At 60.3% G+C, this 19,353-nt stretch carries 23 protein-coding genes and 1 pseudogene; 17 read left to right on the forward strand and 7 right to left on the reverse strand.

Translation table 11 applies throughout. The features are described from left to right. Window positions 1-48: 48 nt before the first annotated feature. Genes ATY79_RS11780 through ATY79_RS11790 form a run of 3 tightly spaced genes read left to right on the forward strand, consistent with a single transcriptional unit; the run spans window position 49 to window position 2,192 of the window. Window positions 49-315: a DUF6460 domain-containing protein gene (locus ATY79_RS11780; RefSeq protein ID WP_088691283.1), complete on the forward strand. Its 267-nt coding sequence runs from the start codon at window positions 49-51 to the stop codon at window positions 313-315. Window position 316: 1 nt separating this feature from the next. Beyond that, entirely contained in the window at window positions 317-814 is a 498-nt protein-coding gene (locus tag ATY79_RS11785; protein WP_088691282.1) for a CAP domain-containing protein, read from the forward strand. A gap of 31 nt (window positions 815-845) precedes the next feature. Beyond that, window positions 846-2,192, forward strand: a complete 1,347-nt coding sequence (locus tag ATY79_RS11790; protein WP_088703964.1) for an MATE family efflux transporter — start codon at window positions 846-848, stop codon at window positions 2,190-2,192. Here ATY79_RS11790 and ATY79_RS11795 read toward each other — a convergent pair. Together ATY79_RS11795 and ATY79_RS11800 are read right to left on the reverse strand one after the other, a co-directional pair. After that, the gene (locus ATY79_RS11795) at window positions 2,168-3,256 is read right to left on the reverse strand and encodes a quinone-dependent dihydroorotate dehydrogenase (protein WP_088691281.1); all 1,089 of its coding nucleotides are present in this window, start codon (window positions 3,254-3,256) and stop codon (window positions 2,168-2,170) included. The genes ATY79_RS11790 and ATY79_RS11795 overlap by 25 nt on opposite strands. Then, entirely contained in the window at window positions 3,253-3,666 is a 414-nt protein-coding gene (locus tag ATY79_RS11800) for a DUF952 domain-containing protein (protein ID WP_088691280.1), read from the reverse strand. The genes ATY79_RS11795 and ATY79_RS11800 overlap by 4 nt, the downstream gene beginning before the upstream one ends. A gap of 48 nt (window positions 3,667-3,714) precedes the next feature. On the opposite strand from ATY79_RS11800, the gene ATY79_RS11805 reads away from it, so the two are divergent. The 5 genes from ATY79_RS11805 to ATY79_RS11825 all read left to right on the forward strand — a co-directional run bounded on the left by ATY79_RS11805 (window position 3,715) and on the right by ATY79_RS11825 (window position 6,834). Beyond that, window positions 3,715-4,113, forward strand: coding sequence for a hypothetical protein (locus ATY79_RS11805; protein ID WP_088691279.1), 399 nt, complete (start codon window positions 3,715-3,717; stop codon window positions 4,111-4,113). 89 nt (window positions 4,114-4,202) lie between these two features. Next, a complete protein-coding gene (locus tag ATY79_RS11810; RefSeq protein WP_088703965.1) occupies window positions 4,203-4,850 on the forward strand; it encodes a response regulator transcription factor in 648 nt (215 codons plus the stop codon). 102 nt (window positions 4,851-4,952) lie between these two features. Beyond that, entirely contained in the window at window positions 4,953-5,618 is a 666-nt protein-coding gene (locus tag ATY79_RS11815; RefSeq protein ID WP_088691277.1) for a helix-turn-helix transcriptional regulator, read from the forward strand. Between the two features lie 11 nt (window positions 5,619-5,629). Beyond that, window positions 5,630-6,367, forward strand: a complete 738-nt coding sequence (locus ATY79_RS11820; RefSeq protein WP_088703966.1) for a thermonuclease family protein — start codon at window positions 5,630-5,632, stop codon at window positions 6,365-6,367. A 53-nt stretch (window positions 6,368-6,420) separates the two neighbouring features. After that, complete coding sequence (locus ATY79_RS11825; protein WP_088691275.1) at window positions 6,421-6,834, forward strand: tellurite resistance TerB family protein; 414 nt, start codon at window positions 6,421-6,423, stop codon at window positions 6,832-6,834. Here ATY79_RS11825 and ATY79_RS11830 read toward each other — a convergent pair. Then, entirely contained in the window at window positions 6,831-7,706 is an 876-nt protein-coding gene (locus tag ATY79_RS11830; RefSeq protein WP_088691274.1) for a transporter substrate-binding domain-containing protein, read from the reverse strand. The two genes, ATY79_RS11825 and ATY79_RS11830, sit on opposite strands and share 4 nt — an antisense overlap. 276 nt (window positions 7,707-7,982) lie before the next feature. On the opposite strand from ATY79_RS11830, the gene ATY79_RS31485 reads away from it, so the two are divergent. The 4 genes and pseudogenes from ATY79_RS31485 (at window position 7,983) to ATY79_RS11840 (ending at window position 11,948) form a co-directional block, all read left to right on the forward strand. After that, the gene (locus tag ATY79_RS31485; protein WP_245312367.1) at window positions 7,983-8,609 is read left to right on the forward strand and encodes a hypothetical protein; all 627 of its coding nucleotides are present in this window, start codon (window positions 7,983-7,985) and stop codon (window positions 8,607-8,609) included. After that, window positions 8,593-8,919, forward strand: a complete 327-nt coding sequence (locus ATY79_RS31890; protein WP_280950881.1) for a hypothetical protein — start codon at window positions 8,593-8,595, stop codon at window positions 8,917-8,919. The genes ATY79_RS31485 and ATY79_RS31890 overlap by 17 nt, the downstream gene beginning before the upstream one ends. Further along, window positions 8,916-9,341: pseudogene (locus tag ATY79_RS31895) on the forward strand (glycosyltransferase family 2 protein); the annotation flags it as partial. The gene ATY79_RS31890 and the pseudogene ATY79_RS31895, both read left to right, overlap by 4 nt. 585 nt (window positions 9,342-9,926) lie before the next feature. Further along, entirely contained in the window at window positions 9,927-11,948 is a 2,022-nt protein-coding gene (locus ATY79_RS11840) for a methyl-accepting chemotaxis protein (RefSeq protein ID WP_088703967.1), read from the forward strand. A 134-nt stretch (window positions 11,949-12,082) separates the two neighbouring features. Here ATY79_RS11840 and ATY79_RS11845 read toward each other — a convergent pair whose 3' ends face one another. After that, the gene (locus ATY79_RS11845; protein ID WP_088703968.1) at window positions 12,083-12,268 is read right to left on the reverse strand and encodes a hypothetical protein; all 186 of its coding nucleotides are present in this window, start codon (window positions 12,266-12,268) and stop codon (window positions 12,083-12,085) included. Window positions 12,269-12,601: 333 nt separating this feature from the next. Here ATY79_RS11845 and ATY79_RS11850 point away from each other — a divergent pair, with 333 nt between their 5' ends. Next, window positions 12,602-13,627 carry a glycosyltransferase family 2 protein gene (locus tag ATY79_RS11850; protein WP_088703969.1) on the forward strand — a complete coding sequence of 342 codons (1,026 nt, stop codon included), beginning with the start codon at window positions 12,602-12,604 and terminating at the stop codon, window positions 13,625-13,627. A gap of 43 nt (window positions 13,628-13,670) precedes the next feature. On the opposite strand, the gene ATY79_RS11855 is transcribed toward ATY79_RS11850, so the two are convergent. The 3 genes from ATY79_RS11855 to ATY79_RS11870 form a co-directional block, all read right to left on the reverse strand. After that, a complete protein-coding gene (locus ATY79_RS11855; RefSeq protein ID WP_088691270.1) occupies window positions 13,671-13,877 on the reverse strand; it encodes a CsbD family protein in 207 nt (68 codons plus the stop codon). Window positions 13,878-13,996: 119 nt separating this feature from the next. Next, window positions 13,997-14,776, reverse strand: a complete 780-nt coding sequence (locus tag ATY79_RS11860; protein WP_245312368.1) for a putative nucleotide-diphospho-sugar transferase — start codon at window positions 14,774-14,776, stop codon at window positions 13,997-13,999. A 244-nt stretch (window positions 14,777-15,020) separates the two neighbouring features. Beyond that, window positions 15,021-15,389 (reverse strand): hypothetical protein, encoded by a 369-nt coding sequence (locus tag ATY79_RS11870; RefSeq protein WP_141105725.1) that lies wholly within the window; start codon window positions 15,387-15,389, stop codon window positions 15,021-15,023. A 246-nt stretch (window positions 15,390-15,635) separates the two neighbouring features. Between ATY79_RS11870 and ATY79_RS11875 the strand changes: the two genes are divergently transcribed. From ATY79_RS11875 to ATY79_RS11890, 4 genes are all read left to right on the forward strand, one after another. Continuing rightward, window positions 15,636-15,977 (forward strand): hypothetical protein, encoded by a 342-nt coding sequence (locus ATY79_RS11875; protein ID WP_088691266.1) that lies wholly within the window; start codon window positions 15,636-15,638, stop codon window positions 15,975-15,977. 35 nt (window positions 15,978-16,012) lie between these two features. Then, complete coding sequence (locus ATY79_RS11880; protein WP_088703973.1) at window positions 16,013-16,489, forward strand: HD domain-containing protein; 477 nt, start codon at window positions 16,013-16,015, stop codon at window positions 16,487-16,489. A gap of 194 nt (window positions 16,490-16,683) precedes the next feature. Next, window positions 16,684-17,721, forward strand: a complete 1,038-nt coding sequence (locus ATY79_RS11885) for an IS110 family transposase (protein ID WP_088703974.1) — start codon at window positions 16,684-16,686, stop codon at window positions 17,719-17,721. Window positions 17,722-18,033: 312 nt separating this feature from the next. Further along, window positions 18,034-19,221, forward strand: coding sequence for a helix-turn-helix domain-containing protein (locus tag ATY79_RS11890; RefSeq protein WP_088703975.1), 1,188 nt, complete (start codon window positions 18,034-18,036; stop codon window positions 19,219-19,221). Window positions 19,222-19,353 lie beyond the last annotated feature (132 nt).

Here is a 19,353-nt window from a genome sequence, read left to right on the forward strand (position 1 = left end):
CGAGCGACGATTCGCGCCCGTATTTCAGGGATAAACAGGAGATGGCGCATGTCCGATCAGATGAACAAGTTTCTCGGCGATTCCCTCGGCCGCACATTGGTCAAGCTTTTGGTCGTATCGCTGATCGTCGGCTTCATCATGGCCGTGTTCGGCTGGGCGCCGCTGGATTTCATCTACGGCTTCCGCAATTTCGTTCTGGAAGTCTGGCATCGCGGCTTTGCCGCTTTGGGACGCGTCGGTGATTATCTGCTGCTTGGCGCGACCGTCGTGATCCCGGTCTTCCTCATCATCCGTCTCTTCAGCTATCGGCGATAATATGACCTCTCTCATCCTCTCGCGGCGCGGCCTGCTGCACATATCCGGCCTCGTACTGGTTGCTGGCGTTGCAAGCTGCACCACGGCGCCCAAGTTCTCTTCCACGCCTTCGGACGGCGAAGACGAAACGGCCGACGCATTGCCACTGGTCAACCAGTTGCGCGCCAAGAATGGACTGCCGCCGCTTTCGGCGGATCCCGCGGCCAAGGACGCGGCGATGTTCCAGGCCAAGCGCATGGCATCGGCCGGCAAGATGAAGCACGTGATGGGCATCGGCGACGGCTTCGGCCCGCGCGTCAAGGCAAGCGGCGTGCAGATGCCAGCCGCGGAAAACATCGCAGCCGGCCAGCAGTCGGTTCCCTCCGTCGTGACCGCCTGGATCAACTCTCCGCACCACCTGGAGAACATGCTCGGTCGTTACAATGGCCTAGGCGTTGCTATGGCGCGCAATTCCGCTTCCAAAAACGTCCCCTACTGGGCCATGGTGCTTTCCGGCTGAGGCGATTCCGCCTCGCCTCTCAGAGGCAGACATGGATACTCACGGTCACCAGAACAGGCTGGCATTCGACGTGACGCACCGGCTGGTGTTGTCGATCGCGATCCCGATGACGCTCGGCTTCATGACGACGCCCCTCCTTGGCCTCGTGGATACGGGGGTCGTCGGCCATATGGGTCAGCCCGATGCGCTGGCGGGGCTTGCGATCGGCGCCATGCTCTTCGACCTCATCCTCGGCAGCTTCAACTTCCTGCGCGCCTCCACGACGGGTCTGACGGCGCAGGCCTTCGGGCGGCACGACCGGCATGCCGAACAGGGCGTCTTCTGGCGAGCGCTGATCTCCGCGCTTGGTTCCGGCATCGCACTTCTCTGTCTGTCGCCGTTGCTGCTTGCGGCGGGGCTGAAGCTGATGGGACCCGAGAGCGCAGTTGCGGCCGCCACCAGCACCTATTTCTCCATCCGCATTCTTGCCGGTCCGGCAGCGCTGGCCAACTACGCAATCCTCGGCTTCGTGCTTGGCCGCGGCCAGGGCACCGTCGGCCTGTTGCTGCAGACGATCATCAACGGCATCAACATCGTGCTGGCGATCTACCTCGGCCTCTGGCTCGACTGGGGCGTGGCGGGCGTCGCCTGGGGTACGATGGTCGGCGAGACCGCCGGCGCTGTTGTCGGCCTGCTGATCGTCCTTCGTGGCTTCGATCGCGCGCATCGACCGAGACGTGCGGAGATTTTCTCGCGGCATCGGCTGGCCGAATTGTTTGCGTTGAATCGCGACATCCTGATCCGGACCTTCGTGCTGTTGGCCGCGTTCACTATCATGACACGGATCGGAACGAGCTTCGGGGCGGTCACACTTGCCGCCAACGCCGTGCTGATGAACTTCTTCCTACTCTCCGGATATTATCTCGACGGACTTGCCAACGCGGCCGAGCAAATCACCGGTCGGGCGATCGGCGCGCGCTACCGGCCGGCGTTCGACCGCGGTCTGAAGCTGACGGCGCTCTGGTCTTTCGGGCTCGCCGGTATTATTTCGGTATTCTTCCTGTTGGCTGGTCCATGGCTGATTTCCGTGCTGACGACGTCACCGGAGGTGCAGCAGGCGGCCGAAACCTACCTGCCCTGGGCGGCTGTCACCGGGCTAACCGGCGCCTTGGCCTTCCTGATGGACGGCGTATTCATCGGCGCCACCTGGTCAATCGACATGCGCAACCGGATGCTCATGTCGTTTGCCGGCTATCTGATAGCGCTGGCCGTCTTCGTGCCGCTATTCGGCAATCATGGCCTATGGCTGGCGATGAACGGCTTCCTGCTGTTTCGCGGTGTCTTCCTGGCGATGCTCGTGCGGCCGCGGGCGGATCAGACGTTCCGCGCCGCCCAGTAATCCGTCCTCGTGTCCCTGAGATCACGGATGGATCTGACCTGCTCGCGATCGAGCAGCTTCGAGAGACCGCGAACGATCGTGCCCGGCAGGCCCGGCCCCTCATAAACCATGCAGGAATAGAGCTGCACGAGATCGGCACCGGCCTTGATCTTCTCGAGCGCCGTTTCCGCGGACGAGACGCCGCCGACGCCGATGATCGGGAGGCCTGAGCCGACGCGCTTGCGCATCTTCGCTAGTACCGCGGTCGACTTGTCGAACAGCGGCTTGCCGGAAAGTCCGCCCGCCTCCTTGGCCTGGCGCCGGTCCCTGAGGCCCTCACGGGAAAGCGTGGTGTTCGAGACAATCAGGCCATCCAAGGCATGCGCCAGCGCTTCGGCGGCGATATCGTCCAGCCCCTCTTCGGTAAGATCTGGCGCGATCTTCAGGAAGACCGGGATCTTTCTGCCTGCCTTCTCGGCTTCGGCGTCGCGGGCGGCAAGCACTGCCGACAAGAGCGCGGCGAGGCTTTCCCGCGCCTGCAGATCGCGCAGGCCCGGCGTGTTCGGTGATGAGATGTTGGCGGTAAAATAGCGGGCGACGGAATAGAACCGGCGAATGCCAAGGACGTAGTCGCCGATGCGGTCTTCGCTGTCCTTGTTGGCGCCGATGTTGACGCCGATGATGCCGTTGCCGCGAATGGCCGACAGACGCGCCAAGGCGGCATCGTGGCCCTCGTTGTTGAAGCCGAGGCGATTGATGACGCCTTCGTCCTCGACCAGCCGGAAGATGCGCGGGCGCGGATTGCCGGGCTGCGGCTTCGGCGTCACGGTGCCGATCTCGGTGAAGCCGAAGCCGATCTTCAGCAACGCCTCCGGCACCTCTGCGTTCTTGTCATAACCGGCCGCCATGCCGATCGGGTTGATGAAATCGAGCCCGGCAACGCTCTGTCTCAGGCGCGGATCGGGCGCGATCCGGCAGGCCGGCACAGCACCCGCCTTCAGTGCGGCAATCGACATGCCGTGCGCCGTTTCGGGGTCGAAGAGGAACAGGCCCTTGCGGGCGGCGTGCTTGAAAAGATCGATCATGGCTGAAGGTCCGGAAAGATATGCTGGCCGGCGACATCGAGCGGCAGCGGCGCCTCCCACAACACGGCCGAAAGCGGCAGTTCGGCATAGAGATGCGGAAAGAGAGCACCGCCGCGCGAGGGTTCGAAAACGAGCTCGTCGCCGAACTTGCTGCTGTCGACGGCAACGAGCAGGAGCCCGGTCTGGCCGGCGAAGTAGAGTGCTGCCGTCTGCCTGACCTGTGTGGCGGTCGAGAAGTGGATGTAGCCGTCCGTAAGGTCTATCGGAGCGCCGTGAAAAACGCCGACCGCCCTTGCCTCCTGCCAAAGCGTTTCCGTCACGATCTTGTAAAGCGTGGGTGTCAGGGTCATGATGGCCTCAGAATGGCTGGTCTTTCCCGGGCTTTGCCGCAAAGCGGCGGCGATGTCCACGCCTCGCCGTGAAAAATGCGGTGGCCACCGAGATTTCCGGAGGAAACCATGAACAATATCGCAATCGGCCTTTTCGCGCTTCTCCTGCCGCTCGGCGTTCATGCGGCCGAAACCGACGCATCGCGCTTCCAGCTGGAGCGCAGCGGTGACCACTTCGTGCGCCTCGACAAGCAGACCGGCGCCATGTCGCTTTGCGAGGAGAAGGACGGCGCCCTGGTCTGCCGGATGGCCGCCGATGAGCGCGCCGCCTATGAGCAGGAACTCGACCGGCTTTCGGCCCGTGTCACGGCGCTGGAGAACAAAAGCATCGTCAACAAGGCGCTGCCCTCCGACGAGGAGATCAACCGCTCGATCGGCATCATGGAGCGCTGGATGCGCAGCTTCATGGGGATAGTCAAGGAATTCCAAAGCGAAGAGGAGCGCAACGCCCTTCCGCAAAAGACATGATTTGATATAGTCATATCAGAATGGCGGGATGTATCGCGTGGGAGCGCGAGGCATGACGCGGCGATCGAGCTCTTGGGAGGGAGTTATCGATGCAGGAACAGACAATCATCATTGCCGACGACCATCCGCTTTTCCGGGATGCGCTACGCCAGGCAGTGATCGGCATGGAAGGCCACCCTGTTATCGTCGAGGCCGGCGATTTTGCTGCGGCACGGATGGCCGCCGGGAAGCACCCTGAAGCAGACCTGATGCTGCTTGATCTTTCGATGCCAGGTGTCAGCGGCTTTTCCGGTTTGATGGCGCTGCGCTCCGAATTTGCCGGACTGCCGATCGTCATCATTTCCGCGACTGACGATACCACCACGATCCGCCGCGCGCTGGAACTCGGCGCATCGGGCTTCATCTCCAAATCCTCGGGGATCGACGATATTCGCCGCGGCATCCAGACGGTCCTTGCCGGCGATATCGCCACACCCGAAAGCTACCGCGGCGGGCAGGAGCAGGACCCTGATGTCGCCGACCTGATCCACCGGCTGCATACGCTGACGCCGCAGCAGAGCCGTGTGCTGACAATGCTGGCGGAAGGCCTTCTCAACAAGCAGATCGCCTACGAGCTCGGCGTTTCCGAGGCGACGATCAAGGCGCATGTTTCGGCGATCCTCCTCAAGCTCAATGTCGACAGCCGCACGCAGGCGGTGATCCAGCTCGGCAAAATCAACATGGCCATGGTCGCCTGAGGCGAGACAGGATTTTATTCCTTTCTTCTCTTTACTCCAACTGGGCTTGCGGTTAATATTTCGTCGTTAAAGGATGGCGCAGGCGCGCAGGAATCAGGCGACATGCTGTCACACGAGCAGATCTGGGGCGCGATCGACAGGCTTGCCGAACGGCATGACCTGACGCCATCCGGTCTTGCCCGGCGGGCGGGGCTCGATCCAACCTCCTTCAACAAGTCCAAGCGGCTTTCTGCCGATGGGCGGTTGCGCTGGCCGTCGACGGAATCGATCGCCAAGGTGCTGGATGCAACGGGCGCCAGCATGGAGCAGTTCCTGACCTTCATGCGCCCGGCCGGCGGTTTTTCCAGCCTTCCGGACGGCGCCTTCCCGCCGCAGGGCAGCTCGATCCCACTGCTCGGCTTTGCGCAGGCTGGAGCTGGCGGTTTCTTTGATGATGGCGGTTTTCCGGCCGGGCAAGGCTGGGATGTCGTGGAATTTCCTGCGGCGCCATCGCAGAAAGCGGGCGTCTACGCGCTCGAGGTGCAGGGCGAGAGCATGATGCCGCTCTACCGCGACGGCGACGTGCTGATCGTCGAGCCTGGCGCGCAGGTTCGCCGCAACGATCGCGTCGTCGTCAAGACCCGCGAAGGCGAGGTCATGGCCAAGGTGCTGTGGCGCCAGAGCCCGCGATCGATCGAATTGATGTCGCTCAATCCAGAACATCCGAACCGGACGATCGAGCTTTCCGACGTCGATTGGATCGCCCGTATCATCTGGGCCAGTCAGTAGGAAGATATTCCATGCGTCCTGCGGCCATTCTGACGGCTATTGCAGGAATCGGAACGGTCGCCGGTCTGATCGCGGCGGGCGGACAAAGGCTTGGCTCGGCCATTGATCCGGTGGAAACGACAGCTCCGACGGAAATCCACGCGCCGCCGCCCGCGCCAGTTGCTCAACCGACGACAAATCCCGAGGCCAGCATGCATGCCCGGCGCGTCGACGATGCCAGCCAGTTCTATCCTGCTGTTATCAACGGCAAGCCACTTGAACGCATCGCGGCGGTGAAGCCGCAGCGACCGGCGAAGCCTGCCGAAAACAGAGGCGTGGACCTCGTTCGTCCGATCGCCGAAAGCGCCGGCGTCCTTGCCTTTGGCAACCGCCGCCTACGGCTTGCCGGCATCACCCCCACGGCGGCGGACAAGACTTGCACCGACAGCAAGGGCCGGGAATGGCCATGCGGGATGCTGGCAAAAACCAATGTGCGATTGTTTCTGCGCTTGAGAACCGTCCGCTGCGATCTCGACGGCGCCGATTGGACCGGCACCGTGACGACCGCCTGCCGGATCGGCACGCAGGACATTTCGCGGTGGCTGGTCGAAAACGGCTGGGCAGAGGCAGAAAAAGGATCAGCGCTTACCGAGGCCGGCGAGACAGCAAGACAGGCAGGCAAGGGCATCTATGGTGATGACCCTCGCAGCGTCGCAGAAACCGGCACCCTTGAGAATCTGCCTGCCGATCTGCCGCCCGACGGCTTGTAATGTCGCCGGTCAGTTCCTAGACTCTTGGCTCATTCCAGAGGGATCATCGAGATATGAGCAAGCCGCTTTCCGCCCATGACGCACTGATCTACGTGATGGTTATGGCATCCGCCGTCGACAGCACGATGAACGATCGCGAGATGGAACGTATCGGCCAACTGATCGGTTTCCTGCCAGTTTTCCGTGATTTCGACGACGAGAAGCTGATTTCGGTTGCGCGCGATTGCGCGGCACTGCTGGCCGGCTCCGAGGGACTCGACATCGTGCTTGAAATCGTCAAGGACACCCTTCCTTCGCGCCTTTACGACACGGCCTATGCGCTCGCTGTCGAAGTTGCCTCGGCCGACCTCTCGGTAAAGGCGGAAGAACTACGGCTTCTCAGCCTGCTGCGTGACCGCCTCGGTCTCGACAAGTTGACCTGCGCCGCCATCGAGCGCAGTGCGATCGCACGCTTCCGCAAGGGCTAATACAAGCCGTAAGGGAAATAGCGCAGATAGATTTCCTGCAGCCGGCCGCTGCGCGAGAGCGCTGCCAGGGCGTGGTCCAGCGCGGCCGTCAGCACATCGTCCTTCTCGCGCAGCATGATCGTCATGCCTTCGCCAAGAAACTGCTCGGAGAGATAAGGCCCGTCAAACAGCGCGCAGCATTTCGTCGAAGCCTGCGACGAAACCCAGAACGAAAGCTGGAGAGAATCGGCGAAGGCGGCATCCACCTTGCCGTCTCTCAATGCCGCCAAAAGGGCATCCTTGCTGTCGAAGGGTACGGCCTTCACTTTCGGGAAATAGGCGGACAGCATGGCTTCGTGCGCCGTCGCCTTGACCACGCCAACCGAATGGTCCGCGAGAGCGCCCGCATCTTCACCCTTGATGGGAGCCTTCAAGTTTCGAACAAAGCGAGCGGGCAGCATCAGATACGGTCGCGAAAAGGCGAACTGCTGCCGCAGTTCTTCGCTCACGGCAATGCCGGCGATCACGGCGTCGCCTTGTGATGCCGCCAGCGCAACTTTCAGGTCGGCGAACGGCAGCGCCTGGATCTGGCATTTGCTTGCAATCTCCAGTTCGTTACAGATCTCGCGCGCAAGATCGATGTTGAAACCGGCCAACTTGCCATTCTGATCCGTAAAGTTGAACGGCGGAAAATCGATCGTCGTCAGGAAGCGCAGCCGCACGAGCGACGAAAGATCCGGCTTTGCAAGCCGCTCCCTGGAATCGAAAAGCAATGGCAAGTTTGGCGTTGCCTGCTGGGCCGACAACGAGAACGGGCAAAAAAGCACAACCAGAAACAGCCAAAAGCTGCATAGTCCCTTAAGATTTAGGGATGCTAGTTTAAATTGCATCATTATGATCGGCCTCGGGGACAAGCATGCACTGCCATTCTGGAAACGGTGTATCAGAGTCATGCCTATCGGGGAATATGCGCCGGCCGGGGATTGATGACCGCGTGCGCTTGGATGATCGTTCAACACGCCATGACGCACCGCCGACGGTGCGCACGATCAACGATTCCTACTAGCAGGAAGCAGAGGTTCTGCTGCAACTCGGCATCGGCAAGCCGATCATCGCGCGGGCGATGTTGCTCGCCCGCCGCAATGGCACCAGCATCGAGCAGGAACTCCTTGCAGGCGGTTTCATCGACGCCGACAGCTCCAACGCGTCGCTGGCGCGGGCTTCGGCTTCCCTTTCTTTCGGCAATCGACAGTTCCCTTGTCAACGACGACAAGGCACCCGACAGCCAGCTCCTGCAGGCTCGCTGCATCCGGCTAAACTATATTAGCAAATGCATGCTCGCGATTGTGCCGGAGGCCCGGAACCTCGCGGCACTCTCGCAGACATTCGAGAAGAAGCCGGGATTGGCCGACAGCATCGTCGTCACGACGCCCGCAGCATTGCGGGCCGCGGTGTGGCGCGCCGGTAGCAGCAGACGATTGCGGGAAAGCGTCAGCACCCACTTCGAGGACAAGGCGCGCTTCAGCGCGCGGATCGTTCTTTCAGGCAAGCAGGGATTTCTCGCGGGCGCAGGCATCTGCGCATTTGCCTTCGCCCTCACTACCGGCACGCTCACGCTGGTCGCCCTGCACGCAGCGATCTCGCTGCTCTATCTGGCCGTCATCCTTGTCCGTGCCGCAGCACTTCTCGACCACAGGTGTCGGGAGCCGGACCCGCCCCCTTCAGACCATCTCCCTGTCTACACCGTCCTTTGTTGCTCTCTATCGGGAGGCAGACGTCGTGGCTCAACTCGTTAGGTCCCTTAGCCGGCTGAACTGGCCACCTTCGATACTCGATATCAAGCTGGTGTGCGAGGCGGACGATCACGCGACGATCGATGCTCTAAGGGCTGAGCGGCCTGGACCGCAATTCGAGATCGTCGAGGTGCCGCCGGCCCACCCGCGTACGAAACCCAAAGCGTTGAATTATGCGCTGGCCGGTGCCCGCGGCGAATTCGTCGTGATCTACGACGTGGAAGATCATCCTCATCCCGACCAATTGCGTGCAGCCTATTCGCAGTTGCCACAAGCCCTCACGACGTCGTGTGTCTTCAGGCGCCGCTCGTGATTTCCAACGGGGCGGCATCCTGGATCACCGCGGCATTCGCGTTGGAATATGCGGCGCTGTTTCGCATGCTGCTGCCGATGTTGACTCGGCGGCGCATGCCGGTTCCGCTCGGCGGCACCTCCAACCATTTGCGCGTTGCGGTACTGAGGGAATGCGGCGGTTGGGACCCGTATAACGTGACCGAGGATACCGATCTTGGCATGCGGCTTCATAGGCTCGGCTACAAGTGCGGCGTCATCGATTGCCCGACCTATGAGGATGCTCCGGCCACATTCAGGGTCTGGCTCAACCAGCGGACTCGCTGGTTCAAAGGCTGGCTGCAGACATGGCTGGTGATGATGCGAGAGCCGACGCGTCTCCTGCGCGAGATGGGCACGGGCGGCTTCCTGATGTTCCAGTTGCTGATCGGCCGCATGCTACTGTCCTCGCTCACCCATCCCTGGCTGATCATGCTTCTCATCACTACCGCCGGCTACCTAGCCCTCGGTTTTCCACCCACCGATAGCAGCGAAGGCGGGCTCCTCCTCCTCGATCTCGCCAATATGGCGGCAAGCTATGGGCTTTTTTTGCTGCTCGGCAGGGTCGTGATGCTGCGCGAAGAGAAACGCAGCATTGGCTGGCGCTGGATCTATGTCCCACTCTACTGGCTGATGATCTCAGTCGCGGCGTGGCGTGTCCTTCTTGAGCTGCCGAGAAGGCCCTTTTCTGGGACAAGACGCCTCATGTCCCGGTCAGCACCAGTGAGAAGTTGCGCCGCGCTTAGCACTGCTCATCCTTTGGCGGCGGGGTCGAAATTTTTCCGGGGACAGGCAGCATGCGTTAGGAGCACATTAAGCAATCTCCCATTCTATTCGCCGGGACGACGCCGGCTCACGGGCCGAATGCATGATGCGCATGTCGAGCCTTTTGGGCATCCTACCATGCCGTTTCCTGCGACATGCCCTGCATCTCAAAATGCTTCAATAGCCGGCCGCCCAATCGGCCGGATCAAGCGATTGGACATATCCATGCTGAAGAACCTCAAAATCCGGACGAAGATTATATCCGTCGTCGCGCTTCTCGGGGCGATCGCGCTCGGGGGGGTCGTTTACGTCATCACCGAATTCCGCGGCGCCGACGCCACCTACAGCGCCTTCATCGATCACGAGGCGCTGGCCGCCATGCTGGCATCGCGCGCCAGCGCTTCGGCAAACGCAGCCGTGCTCCAGGTGACGCTGATCGCCGGCCTCAAACCGGACACGCCCGCTTTCAACACGGCGCTCGCGACGCCAAGCAAGATGTCGCAAGCGCGCGAACGCCTCGAACAGGCGGCCGCTTTGGTTCCGAGCCGCAAGCAAGCGATTGATGACATTCTCGTCGGCATCGGCGAGATGGAAGCGCTTTCCAGCAAGGTCGTCGACCTAGCCAAGGCACAGGACAGCGCCGGCGCGCAGCTCGCAGCCAGCATGCTCAACGCCAAGCTGAGCACAGTCACTCCGAAAATGATCGCCAACAATGATGCACTGATGGCATTGCTCAACGATGGCGGCGACGCGCTCTCCGCGACTGTCAACCAGCGCATCACCCTCTGCTTCGCGCTGATCGGCCTCGCGGTACTGGGCGCGCTCTGCCTTGCCGTATGGGTTGCTCAAGCGGGGATCACTGCCCCGATGGCCCGTTTGCGTGACCGCATGACACAGCTCGCTCAGGGCGATACACAGAGCCCCATCGACGGTCTCGATCGTCGCGACGAGGTCGGCCAGATGGCCGGCGCCGTTGCCGTCTTCCGCGACAATGCCGTCGATCGTATCCGGCTTGAGGGCGAGGCCGAAAAGAGCCGCAATCTCGGTGACAGTGAACGCCGTGAACGCGAAGCGCAGCGCGCAACCGAGGCGGCGGACCTTTCGCGCGCCGTCGGCGCACTTGGCGACGGCTTGCGCCGGCTGGCGGCCGGCGACCTCGCATCACGGATCGACGCGGTTTTCGTCGGCGACCTCGATACGCTGCGACAGGATTTCAACAACTCGATCCTGAGGCTGAACGACACGATGCAGACGGTCGGCGCGAACGCCCGCGCCATCACCGCCGGTGCAAGCGAAATTCGCGCCTCGGCGGACGAGCTTTCGAAGCGGACGGAGCAGCAGGCAGCGTCCGTCGAAGAGACGGCGGCTGCTCTCGAAGAAATTACTACCACGGTCAAAGATGCCGCACGACGCGCCGAGGAAGCACGCGGGCTGGTGGCGCGCACGCGCGAAGGCGCGGAAAAGTCCGGCCAGGTCGTGCGCAAGGCAGTCAATGCGATGCAGAAGATCGAGCAGTCCTCCGCAGAGATCGGCAACATCATCGGCGTCATCGATGACATCGCCTTCCAGACGAACCTGCTTGCCCTCAACGCCGGCGTCGAAGCCGCCCGCGCCGGCGAGGCCGGCAAGGGCTTTGCCGTCGTTGCCCAGGAGGTGCGCGAACTCGCCCAGCGCTCCGCCAACGCTGCCCGGGAGATCAAGTCGCTGATCACGACATCCGGCGGCCATGTCCAGACGGGCGTCTCGCTAGTCGGCGAAACCGGCAGGGCGCTCGATGCGATCGTTCATGAGGTTCAGGAGATCAACCAGCATGTCGACGCGATTGCGGAAGCCGCCCGCGAACAATCGACCGGCCTGCACGAGATCAATACGGCCGTGAATACGATGGACCAGGGAACGCAAAAGAATGCGGCCATGGTCGAGGAAAGCACGGCTGCGAGCCACAGGCTCGCAACGGAAGCGGCGACACTGAACAATCTGCTCGACCAGTTCAAGCTCACCGGCACCGGCGGCTTCAGCGCGACGGTTGTCGCAGCGCCGCTGCAGAGCGCTCCGATCCACTCCGCGCCGCGCCCGGCCGCACCGCCGGTCGCAGCCAGAAAGGCGCCAGTCCGCATCGCCACTCCAGGGGTCACGCGCCCCTCCAATTCGCCGGCTCGGGCGCTTGGGCAGAAACTTGCAAGCGCATTCGGTGCTGGTAGTGCGCCTTCCAGCCCGCGCGACGACGCCGACTGGACAGAGTTCTAATCTCAGCAAGGGTAGAAAAACGAAGGGCGGCTCGATGCCGCCCTTTTCGATTACGGTTTTCTGATTTCATGCAACAGACCATGGCTTCGCTGCAGGGCACGAGCTCGCGCCGGGACAAAACGAAAAAAGGAAACTCAGGCGAACCCCGGCGGAACCTGCTCTACCTTACGGCCGCGACCATAATCACGTTCGTAGGATGCACGATCGTCATTGCGCGCAGACGCAAGAGCTACCTCAGGCGCAAGGTAACCGTCGGCGTATGTGCCGGTATCGCCATTGTCCCGGATTTCGCGCTTTGCCGTGAAAATCTTCAAAAGCATTCTGCAACTCCTCCTGATCATGCCGACAACAACCAAGGGTCGTCTGCGTTCCCGTGATATCGGAGAATAGTTAAAAATTAACTATGTTTATTAGAAGATTGTCAACTATCGTAATTTTCCTTCGGCTTACTTCCTAGCATCGTCTCTTGGTGCTCAAGGCACTCAAGGCAGGCTGGCAACGTGGGTCGTTGCATTTCCGTGGCAACGAAGTAAACCAGCGGGGATCAGGCATCCTTGCACATCGGCCTGATCGATGAAGTTGCCGTGGTGCCATACCGATGAATGTCAGGTCTGTGGTAATATTTCCGGTTCTAGGAGTCCTGTGTTCCTCTCATGAATTACCCATTTCCATCCGGCGCGCCGGACCTTACGCACTCATTTCTGGAACGCCTCCAGACGGCCTACGACACATTTCGGGTAACTCGTCGTGAACGGCGCAATCGGCCCGATGTGAGCATTTCGCCCGTCGGCGAGATCCGGCCCCTGGGGGCAACCGATGTGCCGCTTGTTTTTGTCACGCATAACGACATCGTTCTTCTCAATGCTTTCATTCAACATTATCGCCAACTGGGTGTGACGCGGTTCATCTGTGTCGACGACGTCTCGACCGACGGGACAAGAGAAGCGCTGTTGAACGAGCCGGACATTGACGTCTGGACTTCTCCGGTGAGGTATGGCCAAGCGAGGCGTGGCCGGAATTGGCGAGAACGCCTCTTCTCCGAGTACGGCTTCAACCGATGGTACCTGAACGTCGATTCTGACGAATTCCTTGTCTACGACGACTGCTTCGAAAGACCATTGCCTTCACTCATCCGCGCACTTGAAGCCGCAAACCTCCGCCGAATGGCGGCACCGATGTTGGATATGTATCCCAACCTGAGCGAAGTCGCCGGAGGGCAGTCTTTCGTCGACAGGCCATGGCAGTTCTCGCGCTATCTTGATGGCAACAGCTATGTGTCAATGCTCACAAAGCGCGGCATCAGCATCAAGGGCGGACCAAGAGGTCGGAAATTCTCCGAGGGCAATGAGCTTATCAAGTACCCCGTCATTTACTGGGACAGGAAATGCTTTTTCGGAAGCAGTCCGCATCAACCGCTGCCCTACGAGCGCAATTTCCCCTCTGTCTGGGGCGCCATTTTGCATTTCAAGTTCTTCACCAATTACAAGGCGAAGATTACCGAGGCGGCTGAGGGTAAACAGCACTATAACTCCTCCGAACACTACCAGAAGATGATGAATGTGCTTCACCGCGAAGGGGAGATAGATTTCAGCTACGATCAGTCAATTCGTTATGAAGGGCCGCAGCAACTGGTCGAGCGCGGCTTCATGACGAAGATCGACTTTCCGCAGGAACGCTAGTGGTGTGAGGCCCGGAGAAGCCGTCTCTCCGGGCTTACCCTGATCAATGCCAGGTTTGATGGCCGTACCAGTCATCGATATCGCGCCGTGCGCGATCGCGTGCGATGCCGTAGCGCTCCTGGATTTTGCCCTCCAACTGATCGCGCTTGCCGGCAATCTGATCAAGATCATCGTCGGTGAGTTTGCCCCACTGCTCCTTGATCTTGCCTTTCATCTGCTTCCAGTTTCCTTCGACGCGGTTCCAATCCATGAGGTCGTCTCCTTGTGTGTTGGACTGGAGGCTAAACGACCGAGGCATGGGAGTGTTCCGCAACGACGCATGCGCTTAGACAAAAGGAGCTAGCTTCAGCCATGTGCCAAGCGTCCGCGCTAAAGCTTCGGTCGTTCGTCGGTTTTTGCGTCCATCAAAGGCGCGAGGATCGTTTCGATCGTTGCGATGCGTTCCTTGCGCCGCTCGAGCATTTTGTTACGGCCTCGCTTCTCGTTGGCCTTGGCCTGCCGACTTGCCTGCAGTTGCTCGATATAAACGGCCTCGGCCTTTGTGTTTAAGAGCCGGTCGAAGATCCAACAAAACGAAGAGGGAAGGTCGCCGACCTGATATTGCGGTGTCTCGCTTGCGCGATCTTCATCAAGAATTTCCTGCAGGACGACTTGATCCCATATGTCGGGATCCTGGTCGCACCGTTCTTTCCATACTTCCAGCAGGCGCAACGTCGCCGGCGTGTCATTCAGCAGGATGGTTGCGGAAATCAACCGGTCCGCTTCTCGATAGACCGCTAGATCGCAGTTGTAGCTCGCCAAAACCGGCCAAGGATCTCGGTGAAACACCGCGTCCACATCGACGTAGAGCAGCGGGCCGCGATGGTTTCTACGCGCATCGAGGAGAAAGGTGGGCTTCAGCGCCGCGTTGCGAACCCAACTGCCGGTGCTATCCACCGCGGTTGTGTGAACTGGCAACCCAAGGCGTTGAGCGGATGCGACCATCCGTGCAGCCTCATGCTCATAGAACGAATTTGACGTATAGAAGCCGACAATTTCCCCATGCGTGGCCTGAGATATGATGATCTGTGAATCGATCGGGAACGGCACGATATGATCACGATACTTGGATTTGGACGCACTGAACAAATCGATGAATCGATAAAGCAATTTCGGACTCATTTTATGCGGGGATCCATTGAACTCGGAAGGACGGCTTGCAATGCTCGGCTACCCTGATCGCGCGATGCTCGCAAGGCAATTTTTGTTGAAGGAACCCGCAACTCTTCCCGGAGCAATCGAACAGCACTTGCCACTTCTCCTGAGGAAGGGCCGGGCCTTTGCCTGCAGCCAGTCGGCCAAGTTCCTTCCAGGTCGAATCACGAGATATCACTTGTATTAACGGTGAGGGTCGCTACTCCTTCGCTCCCTGTTGTTGCCTGTCCTCGCCCCATGGGCCTTCTTCGCGGCTTCTCGCCAATTGCACCCTAGTGGCAGGACCCAGGGACCTGTCGATCTCCTGCACTAGCAATCTTACTTCCTTGATGGGGCAGTGATATTCGTTCAATACCTCGACCGCGAGCGTACCCCCTGGTACGCGTGGCAGTCCCTCGCGGGCAAGTTCGGCAAGAGCAATGCGTGCCTCCTCAATCGCGTCCTCGGCCGAGGCGCAATCGTGGCGGAGATCTCCCGCCTCGACACATTCCTTATCAATCAGGCGCAAGAAGAATGTCGGCATTGCGGCAACTCCCCTGTTCCAACGGCTGACGAACATGTTGGTCAAGTCGATATCCTTTTGGGACTAAAGACTTGTTCAGCACTCCAAAGGGAACCGATTATCGAGGCGAGCGTTCCGTTCTAGGACTTCAGTCCGAGGGCGCGAGGACTTTTGTCCTAAGCGATGAAACGACAGGAACTCTCGGATGTTTCAACCGTTAATGGCGCGGAGGAGATCCGGTTCGTCGGCCTCCCCGATCAACAGGCGGAGGCAACGCAGTTGCGAAGCGGCCTAGTTCTATCCCTGTTTCTCATGTTTCCTGCCGCCGCATTCGCGCAGTCGCGGGACCTTGAGGCGACCTGTCAATCCGTCGCCAAGGGCTTCTTCATGATGGACAAGCTTGCGATCGGAACCGTTCAGTCCTTTCCGGAATTGAAGCCGCCGGGCGTGAGGATGACCTATTCCACGCGAGAAGGCACCGCGCCGACCGACATGACTGACACATTCGAATGCGAGTTCGACAAGACGGACAAGCCGCATCATCTCGTGAGGTTCTGCGTATCGAGCACGTGCTATTCACCGAACGAGGCAGACGGCGATCGGAAGCGCCGTTTTGAAGAGGCGCGAATTCTCCTGGAGCGGTCGGAAAAATAACGCTCCGGCCAATGGTAGCTCGGAGGAAGAAAGGTATGACCGCAGGTCAGCGACAATGGATCAATGAACACGACGATCAACCGGCCGTAGACCTGCTGAATGCGGCAAAGATCGCGTTCAAGGCACACGCGGATCAGACCGACAAAACCGGAGGACCGTATTTCCTGCATTGCAGACGCGTGGCTGATGCCGTCGAGGCTGGAGAAGAGCGCGTGGTCGCGTACCTACACGACGTTGTCGAAAAGGGACCCGGTTGGACGCTGGATCGATTACGGGAACAGGGCTTCAGTTCCACGATCGTCGATGCTGTCGATGCTTTGACCAAACGACCCGACGAGAACGATGACGAATTCGTCATGCGGGCCTTGAGGAACCCGCTCGCCCGTCCGGTCAAGGTCGCCGATCTCAAGGACAATCTCGCGCAAGCCGAGAAGATTGGATCCGACCCAGGCAAGTATCAAAAAGGGCTGAAAATCGCCGCGCAGATGTATGATCGTACCGCGCGAAGCTGAACGGTCGGCGCGGGGTTGGCAGGAGTCTTTTGGCCAGTGCCCGACCTGAGACATAGGTGACGTTTTGTACCGGAGATGGGGTATTCGGCTTGCGCCCCATCTTCCACGGTGATGCAGGGAGGTGCTGCGCTTCGAGCTGATGATAGAACGTGGTCTGTCCAAACAGCCACAAGCATCAGGAAAGGAAGCGCAGCATGAAGCACTTTATTGGCCTCGATGTCTCGGTAAAAGAGACCGCCGTTTGCATTATCAACGAATCCGGCAAGATCTGTCGTGAGATAAAGGTGGTCAGCCACCCTGACGATCTCATTACAGTGCTGAAGGACTCGACCTGGAACGTTGTGCGGGTCGGACTGGAAGCCGGACCTTTGTCGCAGTGGTTATTCGAGGGGTTGGCCAAGGCGGGATTGCCGGTCATCTGCATCGAGACGCGCCACGTGAAGGCATTCCTGAAGGCGCAGCCCAACAAGACGGATCGCAACGATGCGCGCGGCATCGCACAGATGATACGCGTCAATCTGTATCGCCCCGTGCATGTGAAGACGCTGACGAGCCAGAAGCGGCGGGCGCTCTTGACGGCCCGCAAGTTGCTGCAGGAAAAGGCGATTGCCATCGAGAACGACATCCGCGGCCTCCTGCGCAATTTTGGGCTGAAGGTTGCTGCTGTGGGAACGGCGAAGTTCGAAGAGCGCATTCGCGAGCTCATCGAAGGCATGCCCGATCTCGCGGCGATCATGGAGCCACTGCTTGCTGCTCGACGGAAGCTGCGTACCGAATTTGCGCGCCTGCACAGGCAAACTCTGGCGGTCGTGAAGGATGATGCCACCTGCCGGCGCCTGATGACGATCCCTGGGGTCGGCCCTGTGGTGGCGCTTGCCTATACCGCGACAATCGACATTCCGCAGCGCTTCAGAAACTCCAAGGCCGTAGGGGCGATCCTGGGGCTAACGCCGAAGCTCGACGAGTCCGGGGAAAGTAAGCGCGTCGGCTGCATATCGCTGTGCGGAGACGGCATGATGCGAACTTTGCTCTATGAGGCTGCCCAAATCCTCCTGACGCGCGTGAGGAAATGGTCGTCGCTGAAGGCCTGGGCGATGAACATCGCCAAGCGGCGCGGCACGGCGAAAGCGAAAGTCGCGCTCGCTCGTCGCCTAGCGGTCGTCATGCATCGCATGTGGCTCGACGGCACTGAATTCCGCTGGACGCGGGAATCGATGACATCAGCGAGCTGACAACAGGCCGGAAGGAGAAAGACACAAAGTTCCGCCAGCCGGCGGAAGGACGTCCTTCGCAGGACGATGGATGAGGCAAGTTCGAACCCATTTCTGTGCCGTCGCATCACGCGGTAATCACGCTCCGGAGATTGAACCGCCTCATTCTCCTAACCCCATGCTGGGAGGGCGAAACGCCGATCCCGAAGAGAAGCGAGGACCTGCGGAAGATGTCATGCCCCGAAGAGGCGGAGACGCTCGTAAGCGCTTGACCTCAACACGCCGAATAGAGAAGACATGGGTAACACTTTTCGCTTTTGGCGGGAGGTGTTGATGCCGTGGAAAGAGACTTCGGTGATGGAGGAACGTCTACGTTTTGTCGCCCGGCTGCTTGAGGGCGAAGGCATGAGCGATGTGTGCCGGGAGTTCGGCATCTCGCGCAAGACCGGTTACAAGATCTTCAACCGCTACAAGGATGACGGCCTGGAGGCGCTGACGGATCGGTCTCGCCGGCCGGTGCGTTACGCCAATCAACTGCCTGAGCCGGTCGAGGCGATGATCATCTCGTGCAAGAAGAACAAGCCGCATTGGGGTGCCAGGAAGATCAGAGAACTGCTGGTCAAGCGCCTGGCCGGCGATGTGCGCATTCCCGCCAAGAGCACGGTGCACGCGGTGCTCGACCGGCACGGGCTGGTCGCTCATGCCCGCAGGCGACACCGCTTTCGGGCTGAGGGAACGGCCCTATCGCAAGCATTGCTGCCGAACGATCTGTGGTGTGCCGACTTCAAGGGCGAGTTCAAGCTCGGTGACGGCCGATACTGTTACCCGCTGACGGTCACCGACCAGATGTCACGCTTCCTGCTCGCCTGCGAGGCCTTCGAATCGACAAAGGAGGTGGGTGTGTTCGAGGCGTTCCGCCGATTGTTTGCCGAACGCGGTCTGCCGGATGCCATCCGCAGCGACAACGGCCTGCCATTCGCCAGTCCCAACGGCCTCTACAATCTGTCGAAGCTGTCGGTCTGGTGGCTGCGGCTCGGCATCGGCCTCGAGCGCATCAGGCCGGGCCATCCGCAAGAGAATGGCCGGCATGAGCGCATGCACCTGACGCTGAAGAAAGAGGCGACGCCTCCACCCGGCAGAAATATCCTACAGCAGCAGGCCCGCTTCGATGCATTCGTCAGCGAATTCAATACCGAACGGCCGCATGAAGCCCTGGCGATGAAGGTGCCGGTCGATCTCTACACGCCATCGGCGCGCCGATATAACGGGCTACCGGAGATCGATTATCCGTTCCACGACCGTGACGCACTGGTGACCAATTGCGGCCGCATCTGCATGCACCGCAAGAAGATCAATATCTCCACCGTGCTGGCCGGACAGAAACTCGGCATCAAGGAAGTCGACGACGGTATTTGGCTCGTCAGCTTCATGCACTATGATCTCGGATATATCGACCTGGAGCAGAGGACCTTGCAAACCATCGACAACCCGTTCGGCACGAGCTTGTCACCCATGTCTTAGACCGTATGTTCGCGGGGTGAGCATGGCCCGCCCCCGCGGTAAGCTAAATTCGGGGGTTGCTCTGGATTGGCCGGAGCCTTGCCCCATGCTTAGCGAGGGCGAACCATGAAAGAGGATAGCGCAATTTTCATT

Origin of the sequence: Rhizobium sp. R693 (assembly GCF_002211315.1) — a bacterium.
Taxonomy (GTDB): Bacteria; Pseudomonadota; Alphaproteobacteria; order Rhizobiales; family Rhizobiaceae; genus Rhizobium.